At 39.8% G+C, this 13,933-nt stretch carries 11 protein-coding genes; 2 read left to right on the top strand and 9 right to left on the bottom strand.

The window, feature by feature from the left end; genetic code table 11:
• Positions 1-3: 3 nt before the first annotated feature.
• Both gatA and ileS read right to left on the bottom strand, forming a co-directional pair.
• Positions 4-1,362, bottom strand: coding sequence for an Asp-tRNA(Asn)/Glu-tRNA(Gln) amidotransferase subunit GatA (gene gatA / locus A3223_RS03400; protein WP_084108900.1), 1,359 nt, complete (start codon positions 1,360-1,362; stop codon positions 4-6).
• A 99-nt stretch (positions 1,363-1,461) separates the two neighbouring features.
• A complete protein-coding gene (gene ileS, locus A3223_RS03405; protein ID WP_084108903.1) occupies positions 1,462-4,218 on the bottom strand; it encodes an isoleucine--tRNA ligase in 2,757 nt (918 codons plus the stop codon).
• Between the two features lie 95 nt (positions 4,219-4,313).
• Here ileS and A3223_RS03410 point away from each other — a divergent pair, with 95 nt between their 5' ends.
• Both A3223_RS03410 and A3223_RS03415 read left to right on the top strand, forming a co-directional pair.
• Positions 4,314-5,411 (top strand): CinA family protein, encoded by a 1,098-nt coding sequence (locus A3223_RS03410; protein ID WP_084108906.1) that lies wholly within the window; start codon positions 4,314-4,316, stop codon positions 5,409-5,411.
• 122 nt (positions 5,412-5,533) lie between these two features.
• On the top strand, positions 5,534-6,784 hold the full coding sequence (locus tag A3223_RS03415) for a pectate lyase family protein (RefSeq protein ID WP_084108909.1): 1,251 nt from the start codon (positions 5,534-5,536) through the stop codon (positions 6,782-6,784).
• Between the two features lie 50 nt (positions 6,785-6,834).
• Here A3223_RS03415 and A3223_RS03420 read toward each other — a convergent pair whose 3' ends face one another.
• The 7 genes from A3223_RS03420 to A3223_RS03450 are packed head-to-tail and all read right to left on the bottom strand — an operon-like array spanning position 6,835 to position 13,933.
• Positions 6,835-9,063, bottom strand: a complete 2,229-nt coding sequence (locus tag A3223_RS03420; protein ID WP_084108912.1) for a hypothetical protein — start codon at positions 9,061-9,063, stop codon at positions 6,835-6,837.
• Positions 9,060-9,578, bottom strand: a complete 519-nt coding sequence (locus A3223_RS03425; RefSeq protein ID WP_084108915.1) for a LolA family protein — start codon at positions 9,576-9,578, stop codon at positions 9,060-9,062. Before A3223_RS03425 ends, A3223_RS03420 begins: the two co-directional genes overlap by 4 nt.
• Positions 9,575-9,997, bottom strand: a complete 423-nt coding sequence (locus A3223_RS03430; RefSeq protein WP_257639234.1) for an acyl-CoA thioesterase — start codon at positions 9,995-9,997, stop codon at positions 9,575-9,577. Before A3223_RS03430 ends, A3223_RS03425 begins: the two co-directional genes overlap by 4 nt.
• 2 nt (positions 9,998-9,999) lie before the next feature.
• Positions 10,000-11,610 (bottom strand): glycosyltransferase family 2 protein, encoded by a 1,611-nt coding sequence (locus A3223_RS03435; RefSeq protein WP_084108921.1) that lies wholly within the window; start codon positions 11,608-11,610, stop codon positions 10,000-10,002.
• Positions 11,607-13,163 carry an AMP-binding protein gene (locus tag A3223_RS03440; RefSeq protein WP_084108924.1) on the bottom strand — a complete coding sequence of 519 codons (1,557 nt, stop codon included), beginning with the start codon at positions 13,161-13,163 and terminating at the stop codon, positions 11,607-11,609. The genes A3223_RS03435 and A3223_RS03440 overlap by 4 nt, the downstream gene beginning before the upstream one ends.
• Positions 13,153-13,698: a hypothetical protein gene (locus A3223_RS03445; protein WP_084108927.1), complete on the bottom strand. Its 546-nt coding sequence runs from the start codon at positions 13,696-13,698 to the stop codon at positions 13,153-13,155. The genes A3223_RS03440 and A3223_RS03445 overlap by 11 nt, the downstream gene beginning before the upstream one ends.
• A complete protein-coding gene (locus A3223_RS03450; protein WP_021090641.1) occupies positions 13,688-13,933 on the bottom strand; it encodes an acyl carrier protein in 246 nt (81 codons plus the stop codon). The genes A3223_RS03445 and A3223_RS03450 overlap by 11 nt, the downstream gene beginning before the upstream one ends.

Consider the following 13,933-nt stretch of genomic DNA (forward strand, 5'->3'; position numbering starts at 1 on the left):
TTTTTATCCTTTTATTAAATTTTCTAGGCTCTTAGCACCATTTATCAAGGTCTGTTCGTCCCACGCTTTTGCGATGAGCTGGGCGCTCACATTTAAATTTTGATCATCTTTGCCAACTGGCACAGAGATAGCTGGAAGGCCTGCTAAATTTACGCTGATAGTGTAAATATCGCTTAGATATGCTTGTAGTGGATCACTGTGGGCCCCAAATTTATAGGCTGTACTCGGAGCTACTGGCATAAATATAAGGTCGTTTTCTTCTAAAATTCTCTCGTATTGAGCTTTTATATGTGCTCTTGCTTTTTGCGCTTTGATGTAGTAAGCATCGTAATATCCGCTACTTAATACAAACGTACCAAGCAAAATTCTTCTTTTTACCTCTTCACCAAAGCCTTCTGAGCGTGAATTTACATATAGCTCTTTTAAATTTCTAGCATCTGCGCGTCTGCCGTATCTCACGCCATCATAGCGGCTTAAATTTGCGCTTGCTTCTGCGGTTGCTATTATGTAGTAGGTTGCGACATCGTATTTCGAGTCTTCAAAATTTGTGTAAGTTACGCTGTGTCCATGTGATTTTAGCTTCTCGATCGCTAAATTTAAAGCAGCTTTTGTCTGTTCGCTTGCATTTTCAACATAGTTTTTAATGACGCAAATTTTTAGCTTCTTCTCGCTATCTATCTTGTCGCTAATGCTCTCAAAAGGCACATCTGCGCTCGTGCTATCTTTTGGATCGTGTCCAGCGATCGCGTCATATAAAATGGCTGCGTCTTCTACGTTTTGAGCGATCGGGCCTATCTGATCAAGGCTACTTGAGTATGCGCCAAGGCCGTATCTACTCACTCTGCCGTAAGTTGGCTTAAAACCTACGCATCCACAAAATGCCGCTGGCTGGCGGATCGAGCCACCAGTATCACTTCCGAGTGCTGCGACTGCAAGGCCAGCTGCGACTGCTGCTGCTGAGCCACCGCTACTGCCACCTGGGACGTGAGCGTGATTTAGTGGGTTTAGTGTTTTGCCGTAAAATGAGCTCTCAGTCGTGCTTCCCATCGCAAATTCGTCCATATTTGTGCGGCCAAATGGAGCTAAATTTTTACTAAGTAGCTTCTCGATAACGGTTGCATTATATGGTGCTACGTAGCCTTGTAAAATTTTAGAAGCGCACGTGACGCTCCAGCCTTTTACTTGGATGTTGTCTTTTATAGCGATAGGCACGCCCTCGCCTAGTTTTGCGATCTCTAAATTTGCTAGCTGCTCGACATAAGCACCAAGCTCTTTTTCTTTTATGATCTTCGCCTCAAGCTCGGCTCTTAAATTTTTTATCTCTTCAGCTGAAAATTTCAAAGTTTCTTTTAAAGTTACCACTATTTTTATCCTTTAAATTTATTAACCAAAAATATGCCAAACAAGCTAACAACGACCACCGCAGCGATCGTTGCTATTATGATAGTTGCGCTTACTGGCTCACTTAGCACTTATGACCTCTTCACATCTTGGGCATAGCGCATCTTCTTTGCTAGCGTTAAATTTCCAGCACCTTGGGCATTTGTGAAGGTTGCTTGCTATGATCTTAAATTTATCACCCTCTAGCTCAAACTCGGCTAATGGCTCGCTATCATCATAAGCTTTAACCGAGCTTACCATGTAAAGATCGGCCACTTCGCGCTCGTCGTAGCCTGTGATGTTGTGGTTAGTTGTCTCTAGGCTTAGCTCCAGAGTTGATTTTATCTTTTTGTCCTTTTTAAGAACGTCCACGATCTCGTTAAATTTCTCCCTGCTGGCAAAAAGTAGCTCATCTTCAAAGCTAAGGTCAAATTTGATTGGCTCATAAACTAGATCAAACGCGTCTTTTGCCTCGCCTTTGATGATCTTTGGAGCGTAGTCCATCACCTCATCGACGGTGTAAGTAAGCGTTGGAGCAATGAGTGGCAAAAGTGCCTTTGTTATGATCGCCATTGCGCTTTGGGCTGATCTTCTTCTTGGGGCGTCTTTTGCGTCGCAGTAAAGTCTATCTTTGCAAACGTCAAGATATACACCGCTAAGATCGGCTGATAAGAAATTTAAAAGGATGTTAAAGCCCTTTGAAAAGTCGTAGTTTCTAAAGCAAGAGCTCGCCTCATCAAAGACCTTTTTAGCACGAGCTAATATCCATTTATCAAGGATGTTAAACTCTGTATTTAGGCTCTCAAGGTCATTTACGTTTGCTAGTAAAAAGCGGATAGTGTTGCGAATTTTGCGGTACTGCTCGCTTATTTGTTTTAATATATCTTCGCTTATTTTTAGGTCGCTTGAGTAATCACTCATACCAACCCAAAGGCGTAAAATTTCCACTCCGTGAGTCTTAGCCACGTCTTGTGGAGCGATGACGTTACCCTTACTCTTGCTCATCTTCTCGCCCTTAGCATCGACAGTAAAGCCATGAGTTAGGATACTCTCGTAAGGTGCGTGAGAATTTATAGCTGTGCTTACTAGAAGCGAGCTTTGAAACCAGCCACGGTGCTGATCTGAGCCCTCTAGATACATGCTTGCAGGGTATTTGCCAGCGTCGTAGTTGTCACTTTGTAAGACCGCATGCCATGTCGAGCCGCTATCAAACCAAACATCAAGGATGTCCATCACTTTTTCTAAATTTTCAGCCTTGTATTTTGTGCCCTTTGGCAAAAGCTCGTCTATGCTTAGCGCCCACCACGCATCAGCGCCTTTTTCTTTAAAGATAGCCACGATGTGGTCTAAAATTTCACTATCAAATATAACTTCTTTTGTCGCTTTATCTCTAAAAAACGCGATCGGCACGCCCCAGTCACGCTGACGTGAGATGCACCAGTCTGGGCGATTTTCTATCATTGAGCCTATTCTTTTTATACCAACGCTTGGATAAAATTTAACCTTTTCAAGCTCCTCGCGTGCTGTTTGTCTAAGCGTTTTTCCGCCTAGTTTTGCCTCATCCATAGCTATAAACCACTGCTTTGTGGCTCTATAAATAACAGGCTTATGCGTTCTCCAGCAGAATGGATAAGAGTGTCTAAATTTAGAGACGCTAAGCAAGCTTTTGCCAAGTAGCTCTAAAATTTTCTCATTTGCTTTAAAGATGTGCATGCCAACAAACTCGTCTACCACGTCGCTTCTAAATAGTCCGTGATGTTTTAGGCTCTCATCGTAGCAGCCACCATCATCAACTGGCATCAAAATTTCGCTAAAGCCATACTTCAAACAGACGTAGTAGTCGTCTTCGCCGTGTCCTGGAGCTGTATGAACAAGTCCAGTACCTCCGTCCATCATGACGTGATCACCTAGTAAAAATCGTGACTTTCTGCCGTTTAGTGGATTTATCGCGTGAGTGTTTTCAAGCAGGCTTGATTTAAACTCTTTTTTGATCTCGCCCTTGCTTAGGCCGCTTTGTACAACGCTTTCAAGTAGTGGCTTTGCAAAGATCAAATTTTCGGCTGTTAGTACGTAAATTTCATCTGGTTTTAGGCTTATGGCTTGATTTGCTGGAAGTGTCCAAGGCGTGGTCGTCCAAATAACAGCGCTTGCCTCTTTTACACCAAGCTTTTCTAGCGCGTCGCTGTCAAGCTCAAATGCTACGTAAATAGAGTAGTCCTCTTTCTCCTCGTACTCAACCTCAGCTTCAGCTAGCGCCGATCTAGCTGCCCAGCTCCAATAAACTGGTTTGCTTCTTTCTACCAAAAGCCCCTTTTTAGCGATCTCGCAAAGTGCTTTGTAGATGTCAGCCTCAAACTCAAATTTCATCGTCATGTATGGATTTTCAAAGTCGCCGATGATGCCAAGGCTTTTAAATTCATTTCGCTGAATATCTATAAATTCTCTTGCGTGCTGCCTGCAAAGCTCCCTGATCTCGACCTTGCTAAGATCTTTTTTCTTATCGCCAAGCTTTACTTCAACTTGTTGCTCGATAGGCAAGCCATGGCAATCCCAGCCTGGCACATAGCGGACGTTTTCGCCGTAAAAATAGTGCGTTTTTGTGATGATATCTTTTAAAATTTTATTTAACGCGTGGCCGATGTGAAGGTGGCCGTTTGCATACGGAGGGCCGTCGTGGATGTTGAAGTTTTTAACCGCATTTTGGCGATTTTTCTTCATTTTTTCATAAACCTTGCGCTCTTCGTACCATGATTTTAGTCTTTGCGGTTCATTTTGTGGGAGATTTCCGCGCATCGGGAAATTTGTCTCTGGGAGTAAAAGTGTCTCTTTGTAGTCCATTTTTTACCTTGATTTTAAAATTTGCTAATTTTACACCTGTGCTGGTTAAATCACACTGAAAAATAGTATAATGAGGCAAAAAAAGGAGCTTAAAAATGAGACAAAGTATCTTGATAATAGGCGAAGATCTTGAGATAAATAGAGAATTTCTAAACTACATTTTTCAAAGCTACGAGGATCATTTTGGCGAGCTTGGAGTGGTCAGTTTTGCTCCAAAAAATAGCAAAGAGCTACCTTTTATCATCGAAAATTTATCAAAAAATTACGACTTTGTAAGCATTTTTGGCTCGGATGAAAATTTTGCCATCGCTGCAAAGATAGTAGCGACGCTAACTGGGGGCTCGCTCGAGCTAAAAGATAGCACGACACTTGCGCTTAAAGATAGCTTAGACTACTCTAAAAATAGCTTTTTAGCCAGTCTAAATAACGCCCAGATAAATCTTATAAAAGCTAATCCAAATGAAGAGCTAGGCGAGTTTCTAACCGACTATGAGCCTGATTTTAGCTACTTTCATCTAATAGACATCGACGCAGATAGCGCGAAGATCCTTATGCTACCACTTGCTAAAACTTATGAGGTCGATATCACTCTTGCGCAGATCCTGCCAAATTTGATACTAGTAAGGGCAAAAAGCAATAAATTTGGCCAGATCGAGAGCTTTTTACAAGGGGTAAAAACGCTATTTTCGCAAAAATTTATCCCGCAAAAAGATGTGATCAAATTTGTAGCAAAAAAGCTCATGCAAAATGGGCTTAAAATTTCATTTGCTGAGTCTTGCACGGCTGGGCTTGTAGCGGCTAAATTTGCAAGATATGGCGGCATCTCGGCTAGCTTTGATGGCTCATTGGTGACTTATGCAAACCACATAAAACACGAGTGGCTGGGCGTTGAGGATGAGATTTTAGATACTTACGGAGCCGTGAGCGAGCCTTGCGTAAAAGCAATGGTAAAAGGCACGCTAAGCACGACAAATGCGGACTTTGCACTTGCTATTAGCGGTATAGCAGGACCAGGTGGGGGCACAGCTAGCAAGCCAGTTGGCACGGTATATGTCGCAGCTGGCGATAGAAACGGCAACATCGAGGTTGAGAGACTGCTTTTAAAAGGGGAGCGCAACTACGTTAGAGAGCAAAGCGTGCTAAGTGCGTATCTATGCCTACTTCGCTTAAAAAGTGAGATATTTTTCGCGTAAAATTTCGCTTTTACTAAAAATTTATAAAAGTCTTACGCTAAATTTAATGAGCCAAAATAAAATTCGGCAGCGATTTTCTAGCAGAAGATCAAAAATAAAAAGCCAAATTTAGGAGGCTAAAGATGTTTAAAAAGATATTGTTTCTAGCCGTTTCTTCGTTATTTGCATTTGGCGCTGAGGCACAGGTGGGCGAGATAAAAGCAAGTGACTTGCCTTTTGGTTACGCTAGCATTGGAGCAGAGCAAAATTTTGGCGGATACGCCGGCAAAGAGAGTAAAGAAGTAGTCGTAAAAGATAGACAAGAACTCGTAAAATACGCTCAAATGGGTGGTTACGTCATCTATGTGGATGGGCTCATAGACCTTAGCGAAGGCAAGATCCCGCAAAATGGCAATAGCGATGGGCTGGATAAATTTATAAGCGAGATTAGCGGTGGCGAGTTTAGCTCTTATACCAAATTTATGCAGGCTTACGGCGCCTCATGCCATGCAAATTTAGACGGTTCGCAAGATCCAAAGCTAGCAGCGCTTCGCAAAAATTTAGCCAACGAGTACAAAAAGCTCATCTTAGTGCCGGTAGCTAGCAATACCACAATAATCGGCCTAGGCGAAAACTCAGGCATAAAAGGTGGCTCACTTTTGCTAAAAAATGTCCAAAATATCGCGATCCGCAACATATTGATCGAAGATGCTTTTGATCCATTTCCAGATATACAAAAAAATGACGGCTTTAATGCGCAATATGACGGCGTTAGCATAGAGTCAAGCAAAAACATCTGGATAGATCACTGCCATTTTAAGGACACTGTGGATCTTAGCCATGTGCATTTAGCAGGCGGAGAGCTTACTAAATGGCAAACCTATGACGGACTATGCAACATCAAGGGGGATAGTGCGGCTATCACGATCTCGCACAACATCTTTGAAAACCACGACAAAACGATGCTAATAGGCTCAAGAGACTCGGACGGCAGCAGCGAAACGAGAACTATAACGGTCGCTCATAACATTTTTGACAACTGCGCGCAACGCCTACCTATGGCACGCAATGCAAAGGTGCACGTCTATAACAACTTTTACGACTCAAAAGATGGCTTTTATGACCAAAAATACGCCATTGGAGTGCGCTTTGGCTCGCTAGTATACGCTCAAAACAACTACTTTACAAATGGCGTCAAGATAAGCTACAAATGTAACAAAGGCACCATTTTTGAAAGCGGCAACATAGACCTTTCTAAAAAGGGCAGCGTTTGCGAAAAGCTAGACAAACCACCATTTGAGCCTCCATATAAATTTAAGCTCCTCGAAGCTTCAAATGTCCAAAAAGAGGTAAATCAAAACGCTGGCACAGGCAAACTAGCCGTCATAAAATAATATCACCAAAGCCCCAAGCTAGCCAAAACGCTTGGGGCGTGAAAACAAAGCTAAATTTTTATATTTTTACAAGCCAAAACGCTAGCACATAGCCCATATATCAGCACGCAAAGGCTAACGCTTAGCCCAAAGACGCTAAGAGCGGCGGTCTGACTAAAAGAGAGGGTAAAAAACGAGATAAAACTCGTGATAAATGCGCAAAATATCCCATAAATTCGCTCTTTTTCGCTAAGGCTCTCATTTAGCGCAAATATCATGTAATCAATCCCCACAGCACTTGCAAGTATAAGCCCAAAGACACCAAAGATGCTTAAATTTATGCCAAAAACGGCAAAGATAAAGAGCGTAAGAAGCACGCCAAAGACGATGGTGCCCATCACAAGTGCCGAGATAAGCGCACTAAAGTAAAACCATAGCAGTAAAAATGCGATCACAAGTGCTGCTATTTTTAGCTTTAGAGCAAGCTCTTTTGCCTGAGTTAGGCTCTCATTTAGCGAGCTAGCAAAATTTAGACTAAAAGCGTTGTAGCGCTCTAGCACATCATCACTTGCCGCTCCTTTTACAAAGCCACTCGCGTAAGCCACACTTGCATTTTCATCAAGCATAAATTTCTTAAAATCCTTCATTGATTTTAGAGCCAAAATTTCACTCACGCCAAGCTCTTTTTCGCCCAAAATTTTTAAAATTTCATCCCTTATCTCATCTTTGTTAAAGCCAAATTTCTCATAAACCGCATAAATTTGCTCATCATCAAGCACCTTTTTAAACACCTCTTTTAGCTCACCCTGCTCACTTTTACTTAAAAACATATCACTTAGCGAGCTCTCATCTTTTATCAAATTTCTCTTTTTTAGCTCATCTAAAAGGCTCTTTTCATCACCCAAAATGTCGCCACCAGATCTTGTCACGATCATAGTATTTTGGTTGTTGCCAGTTAGGCTTAAGATATAAGAAGAGTTCGCTAGCAGGCTCTTTGGCATATTTGAGTAGTCTTTTACGTTTTCACTTTTTGATAAATTTTTAAGATCAAGCCCGATAAAAATAGCTAGCAAAATAAGCGAAAAAGCTAGAAATTTAACCCCCAAATGCCTAGCAACTAGGGCAGAGAGCTTGCAAAATTTAGTTAAAAACCTATCAAAGAGCTTTGATCTATAAAATTTCACCCCTTCAAAGACCAAAGGTATGAAAAAGTAGCTAGCCAAAAACGCAGCAACAAGTGCAAACGCCGAAAATAGCGCCACCTCTTTAAGCAGCCTAAGATCAGAAAAAGTAAAAGCCAGATAGCCACTAAGCGTTATAAATAGGCCTAACAAAAAAATTTTTAGCATGTTTTTTATGCTGTCTGTCCTGATCGCTTCGCCCTCGTTTTTACTAAGCCAGTGTAAAACGTAGTCAAACATAAGGCCAATGAGGCTTGTGCTTATTAAAATAGTAAGGATATTTAGCTCACCAAGGCAGAGTAAAGTGCCTGCAAATGCCAAGCTAAAGCCAAATGCAGCGATAAATATCACATAAAAAATTCGCAAATTTCTAAAAGCAAGCATCAAAAATATAGCGGTCAAACTAAGCGAGACCACGCTCATATAAAGGCTCTCGCTCTCATTTTTTTGCTTTGAAAATGCCTGATATAGGGCACTTGAGTGCACAAAAAGCTCGTTTTGTCCAACTTTTAGCGCATTTAACTCGTTATAAAATTTTATTAGCCCCTCACCTCCCACGCCACTTTTTAGCTCGCCTTTTAGCAAGAAAAAGCTCCTCTCTCTGTCCTTTACCTCAAGCATTAGATCTGCTAAATTTAAGCTAACATTGCCGTTTTTTGCACTAAAACCACTACTTAGCGAGAAAAAATCATCTTTTACATTTAAAAGCATAAAGCTAAAACTGTTAAAAATTTCCTCTGCGCGCTTTTTGAAAAAGGCGTTTTTATCGCTTTTTAAAAGCTCTAGATCAGCCCTACTTAAAAGCGCGATCTTTGAGCGGTTGATGTCGTTTTTTATATCATTTAAATTTACGTCAATGTTCGCCTCAAAGCTCTTAAAAAGGGAACTTTTAAAAGCTAAGCTTTGCACATTTTTGGCTAGCTCTTTGGAATTTACTAACACTAAAAAATTTGACGCCATCTCATCTTGCACCTCTTTTAGCACCTTTGCCTCTTTGGCGTCTTTGAAATTTATCAGTGAAAAGATGTCGGTTTGGACGTTTTTTAGGCTCGCAAGCGAATATCCAAGCGAGGCTAAAAAAACAAAGATAAAAGCCAAGATCGTGACTAGTTTTTTCATTTTAGACTAAACTCATTTATTGTTTTATCTCCGCTTACCTCGTCAAGCTCGATCTTTTTTACCACATCGTCGCCACTTATCTTTATGCTTTTAAAAATTTGTTTAAAGAGTAAATTTTTAGGGCTTAGCTCTATTTCCCACTCTTTTAGGCTGCCGCTTGTTTTTATGTCAAATTCTTTTCTAAGCTCGCTCTCATCTAGGCTGATGATAGCAAGGAATAGCTTTTCGTCAAAATTTGCAGTTGTCTTTTCAAGCTTGCCATTTTCGTTTTTAAAAATACCATCTTTGTTTATAAAAACCTTTGAGACGACGGGCTCTAGCGTATCCCAGTAAAGACCGTCCTTTTCTAGCCTAAACTCACCTGTGCTTTTTATGCTTTTGTTAAAGCCAGCCAGGCTCTTTGTCTGCGTGAAATTTCCGCCTACACCATCTGTTTTTACTATATTTTTAAGCTCGCTTAGCTCATAGCCAAAGCAAGATATAAAAATGGCTAAAAAAAGAGTTATTTTTTTCATAAATTTTCCTTTTTCGTGTAAGCTTCAATCGCTTTTTTTAAGGATTCAGGCATCTCAAAGCAAGTTTGTAAGCTCTTCATATCGATGACAGCTTGCGCGGTATTTGCCTCACTTAGCTTTTCGCCCTTTTCATTTTCTATAAGATAGTGAAATTTTAAAAATGTTTCGCACTCGCTAAGCGTCGTTGTGACCTTTATGAAGTCGTTAAAAAAGGCTGGGCGCACGTATTTTACGTCAAGCTTTACGATAGGAAAGGCGTAACCATCTTTTTTCATAGCAATGTAGTTGTACCCTAGCTTGTCAAGTAGCTCGCAGCGCGCCATTTCTAGGTACTTGACATAGTTACCATGCCACATCACTTCCATGCTATCAACATCAAAAAACGCCACTTTAAATGTGCTAACGTGTGAAATTTTCAAATTTATCTCCAAAAGTCAAAAAAGTTAAACCACTGCGATGGGTTCTTGCAAGCGTGATCCTCAAGCTGTCTTACATAGCTTTGCACGTATGGCATGACGCTTGCCTTGCGGTCGCGACCTAGTTTTATCTCATCTGCGATGTCACTTAGCTCGATACTGAATTTATCGCCATTTTTTACGCACCAAAGCGTGCTCATTTTTACACCCAAAATGCCAGCTAGTAAGTATGGGCCATAGTTAAATTTAGCCATCTTGCCAAGAAAGCTAACCTCAACAAATTTATCGCCATTTACCGGAGTTCTATCGCCCATTATGCCGATATTTACGCCACCTTCTACCGCCTCTTTTAGATCAAGCATAGCTGCTGCATCGAGATTTTCTACGCTTATTAGTTTGATCTGCCCCTTACTTATCTGCTCTAAAATTTTATAAAAATTTTCATTTCCCTTACTATAAACCAAGATGATCATACGAAAACTTGGCGATCTAAGCGAAAGTGTCTTGCAAATTTCTACATTTCCTAGATGGCTTGTTAGCAAAATCCTGCCACGCTTTGATGCCTCAAACTCTTCTTTTATCCACATAAGTTCGTCAATATCTAGTTCATTTTCGAGCACACCATTTTGCCAAATACGAAATTTATCGCAAATAGCAATACCAAATTCATAAAAATTTCTAAAAACACCAGTAGTCGGCTTTTTACCACTAAATTTCTCTACATTTTGTAAAAATTCTCTTATATTTTTTCTCTCTATTTTTGAAAAAATATAATAAAAACAAACGACGATCATAACGATAGGCTTTATAAGAAAAATAGGCAAATTCTTGGTTAAAAATAAACTCACCCTTAAGAAAAATTCATTTGATCTTTCGCCTTTTTGCCACCATACGTATTTTTGCCCTTTAAAGGCTTTACCTAGCAAAAATGGAACCAAACTAAAAAAATATTTTGCATGCATAAGGCTTATTAATACGTTATCTTCTAGCATTTTAAAGTGAGAAATTCCACCTTTTTCATATCTTACCTTTAATGGTATCCACTTTAGTCTAATGCCTGCTCTCACAGCATTTACTAGGATCTCCATGTCAAATTCCATCCTATTTGAGCTACTTTGAAAGGTCGCGCTCTCAAGCTCTTTTAGCGGATAAATTCTAAAGCCGCACATCGCATCTTTTATGTTGGTGCTTAGGGTGTTTACCTTAACCCAAAAATTTGTGATCTTTCTACCATAAAATCTAGACTTTGGCGCATCCTCGCCATAGATAGGATCAGCCATTATCATATCGTATGGATACTTTCTGCTAAGCTCTAAAAACTCAGTCACTTCGCTTATGTCGTGCTGAAAGTCAGCGTCGATCTGAAATGCATGCGTGTAGCCATTTTGCACAGCGTGCCTAAAGCCATCTTTTAGTGCAGCTCCCTTACCGCCGTTTTGTGCTCTTGTAAAAATTTCTACACCAAATTCGCTCAAATTTTGCAAAGCTTTTTTTGAAGTCTCATTTGAGCCATCATCAACTATTAAAATAGGTAGATCATAGCTAGCAAGCGCCTCACAAAGGGCTTTGATCTTCTCTGGATGGTTGTAAAATGGTATGAGAAAGAGCGTCTTCATAAGCCCAGCTTTATCCTACCAGCAGCACTTCTAGCACCGTTACAAAATATCTCAAAATAAACCTTCTCATCTTTTTGCGAAATTTCTATGCGAAGCTCGTCATTTGGCCTTACAAATTTTAAAAATTTCAGATTCTCTACCACGCACTGATCGCCTATTTCTGCGCCAAGCTCTCTTGCAAATTTAAATACAAAATCAAGCTGCACAAAGCCAGGTAGCAACGGTAAATTTGGAAAATGCTCGGTAAAAATACCAAGTGCTGGGCTAAGCTTTGTTTTAAATTTGTAGATGCCATTTTCACTACTTTTATCCCAACTAGGCTCCCCAATCTTTTCTAAAAGCTCTTTAAAATTTGCTTTTATAAATTTACCTTGTGCGTTTTTACAAAGTGAGCTAACGATTTTAAAATACCTAACACTATTTTTAAACTCAGGCCTTAAAAGCTCATTTAGCCTTGCTACAACGCCCTTTTTGCCGCTATCTCTAAAGAGCTTCACACCCTCTTCGCTAAGCTCTAAAAGTGCGGCTAGGCGCTTAAATTTTGGATGCGTATCACAGTAGCAATCTTTTAAAAGGCCACTTTCAAGCATCTTATTTTCGATGCTTATTAGATTGACCCTTTTGTCATTTAGCTTGACTATCCTATCGATCCTGCCCTTTAGCGTGAGTCTGTTGCCATTTATCTGTGCCCAGTCGCTAGTTTGGAAAAACTCACACCATGGCGAACTCACGTTTAATGCCTCGTCCTCGCTAAGATCTGCCTTTACCTTGCTAAAAAGCAAAAGTTCATCACCTAAATTTCTAGCCACTACACCAGTTTCGGTACTGCCATAGATGTCGATGATGCACGCACTGCTTAGTTTTGCTATGCTAGCTCTTAGCTCGCTCTTTAGGGCTGAGCCGGCACAGATGATGTTTTTTAGCCCTAAAATTTCAGCTGCTCTTGGGCTAGAAATTAGCGTTTGAAGCAAAACTGGGCTTGTTATGAAACTTAAATTTTCAAGCTCTAGCTCAAAGATCGCCTCTGGGTAATTTAGCTCCCTACTAACAACCTTTGCACCAGAGATGATGGGCAAAAATACCTTAAAAGTAAGGCCAAACATATGCTGATGTGAAACGCTTGAAAAAAATGTATCGCTTTCATTAACTCCAAGTTCTTCTTTTAAAAATAGCCCTTCTTCTATCATCGCACCAAGTCTTTTTGGGATATTTTTGCTATTTCCAGTCGAGCCTGAAGTTTGAAGAAAAAAAGTAGAATTTAGATTAAATTTTGGCTCCATATTTCTAGCTGGAGTCAAAAAATTCTTGAAATTTTCATCATTGATATTAAATTTATCACTACTAAAAATAGGCTTTGCAAGCAAAATAGGCTTCACGCCGATCGCAAGTGATCCAAAAAAGGCTACACAAAAGTCAAAAGTTTCACTTAGATAGATCTCTATCTCACTCACACTATACTCTTTTAAATTTGCCCCAAAAATACCAACTTGTGAGTATAAATTTTTATCAATATCAACAAATTTAAACTCTTTTAGACTATTTTCAAACTCCATTTTTCCTCTTTAAAATAAAAACTTTACGATATAAAATTTCTCCAAAAAACAAAAATCCCATCAAAATATAAGAGATAAAGGAGCAGTAAATGCTCCAATAAAATTTATTTTCAAAGCACGATAAAACAAATACTAAAACCGCATTAAATACAAAAAATAAGCACCAAATTTTTGTTAGCCCTCTTGTGTAGCTAACGACCTTTTCATCTATATTTTTCTCTTTTAATCTAGCGATTTTTGTTATAACAGCCTCGCCCTTTAAGCTGTAAAAAAAGATCGCCAAAAAGCCAAGGCTTACGATACTTGGATATAAAAGTGCTAGATTTACGCTTCTAAAAATAGCGCAAATGGCAAAAAATATCCCAGCCGCTAAGCAAACCTGTCTTTTCTTACCACTTTCAAAATAGGCTCTAAGCCCCCAAAGCACACACAAAACACCAAATATCAAAGTGGCGTTTTCTTGCCAAAAAAATAGCACTAAAGGATAAGCAATGCTTACTAAAACTAGTGCTAGGTTTACTATTTTATGCTTCAAATTTCTTTGCTACGGCTTTTACAATATCATCAAGCGTTTTTACGTTTTTAAAATCCTCTGGCATCAGCCTATGTCCGGTTTGACGTTTGATGTAATCAATCATATCAATAGCGTCGATGCTATCGATCTGCAAATCCTCATATATCCTAGTTTCTGGCTTTATCTTGCTCTCATCTATCTCAAAAAGATCGATCAAGGCTTTCTTTAAAATTTCAAAAATTTCTTTTTCACTCAT

Source organism: Campylobacter concisus (assembly GCF_002092855.1).
Lineage (GTDB): Bacteria > Campylobacterota > Campylobacteria > Campylobacterales > Campylobacteraceae > Campylobacter_A > Campylobacter_A concisus_AI.

Bases quoted from the DNA above. Each gene is read 5' to 3' on its own strand.
- ileS (WP_084108903.1), bottom strand. From the start codon at position 4,218: ATGGACTACAAAGAGACACTTTTACTCCCAGAGACAAATTTCCCGATG.
- A3223_RS03410 (WP_084108906.1), top strand. From the start codon at position 4,314: ATGAGACAAAGTATCTTGATAATAGGCGAAGATCTTGAGATAAATAGA.
- A3223_RS03415 (WP_084108909.1), top strand. From the start codon at position 5,534: ATGTTTAAAAAGATATTGTTTCTAGCCGTTTCTTCGTTATTTGCATTT.
- A3223_RS03420 (WP_084108912.1), bottom strand. From the start codon at position 9,063: ATGAAAAAACTAGTCACGATCTTGGCTTTTATCTTTGTTTTTTTAGCC.
- A3223_RS03425 (WP_084108915.1), bottom strand. From the start codon at position 9,578: ATGAAAAAAATAACTCTTTTTTTAGCCATTTTTATATCTTGCTTTGGC.
- A3223_RS03435 (WP_084108921.1), bottom strand. From the start codon at position 11,610: ATGAAGACGCTCTTTCTCATACCATTTTACAACCATCCAGAGAAGATC.
- A3223_RS03440 (WP_084108924.1), bottom strand. From the start codon at position 13,163: ATGGAGTTTGAAAATAGTCTAAAAGAGTTTAAATTTGTTGATATTGAT.
- A3223_RS03450 (WP_021090641.1), bottom strand. From the start codon at position 13,933: ATGAGTGAAAAAGAAATTTTTGAAATTTTAAAGAAAGCCTTGATCGAT.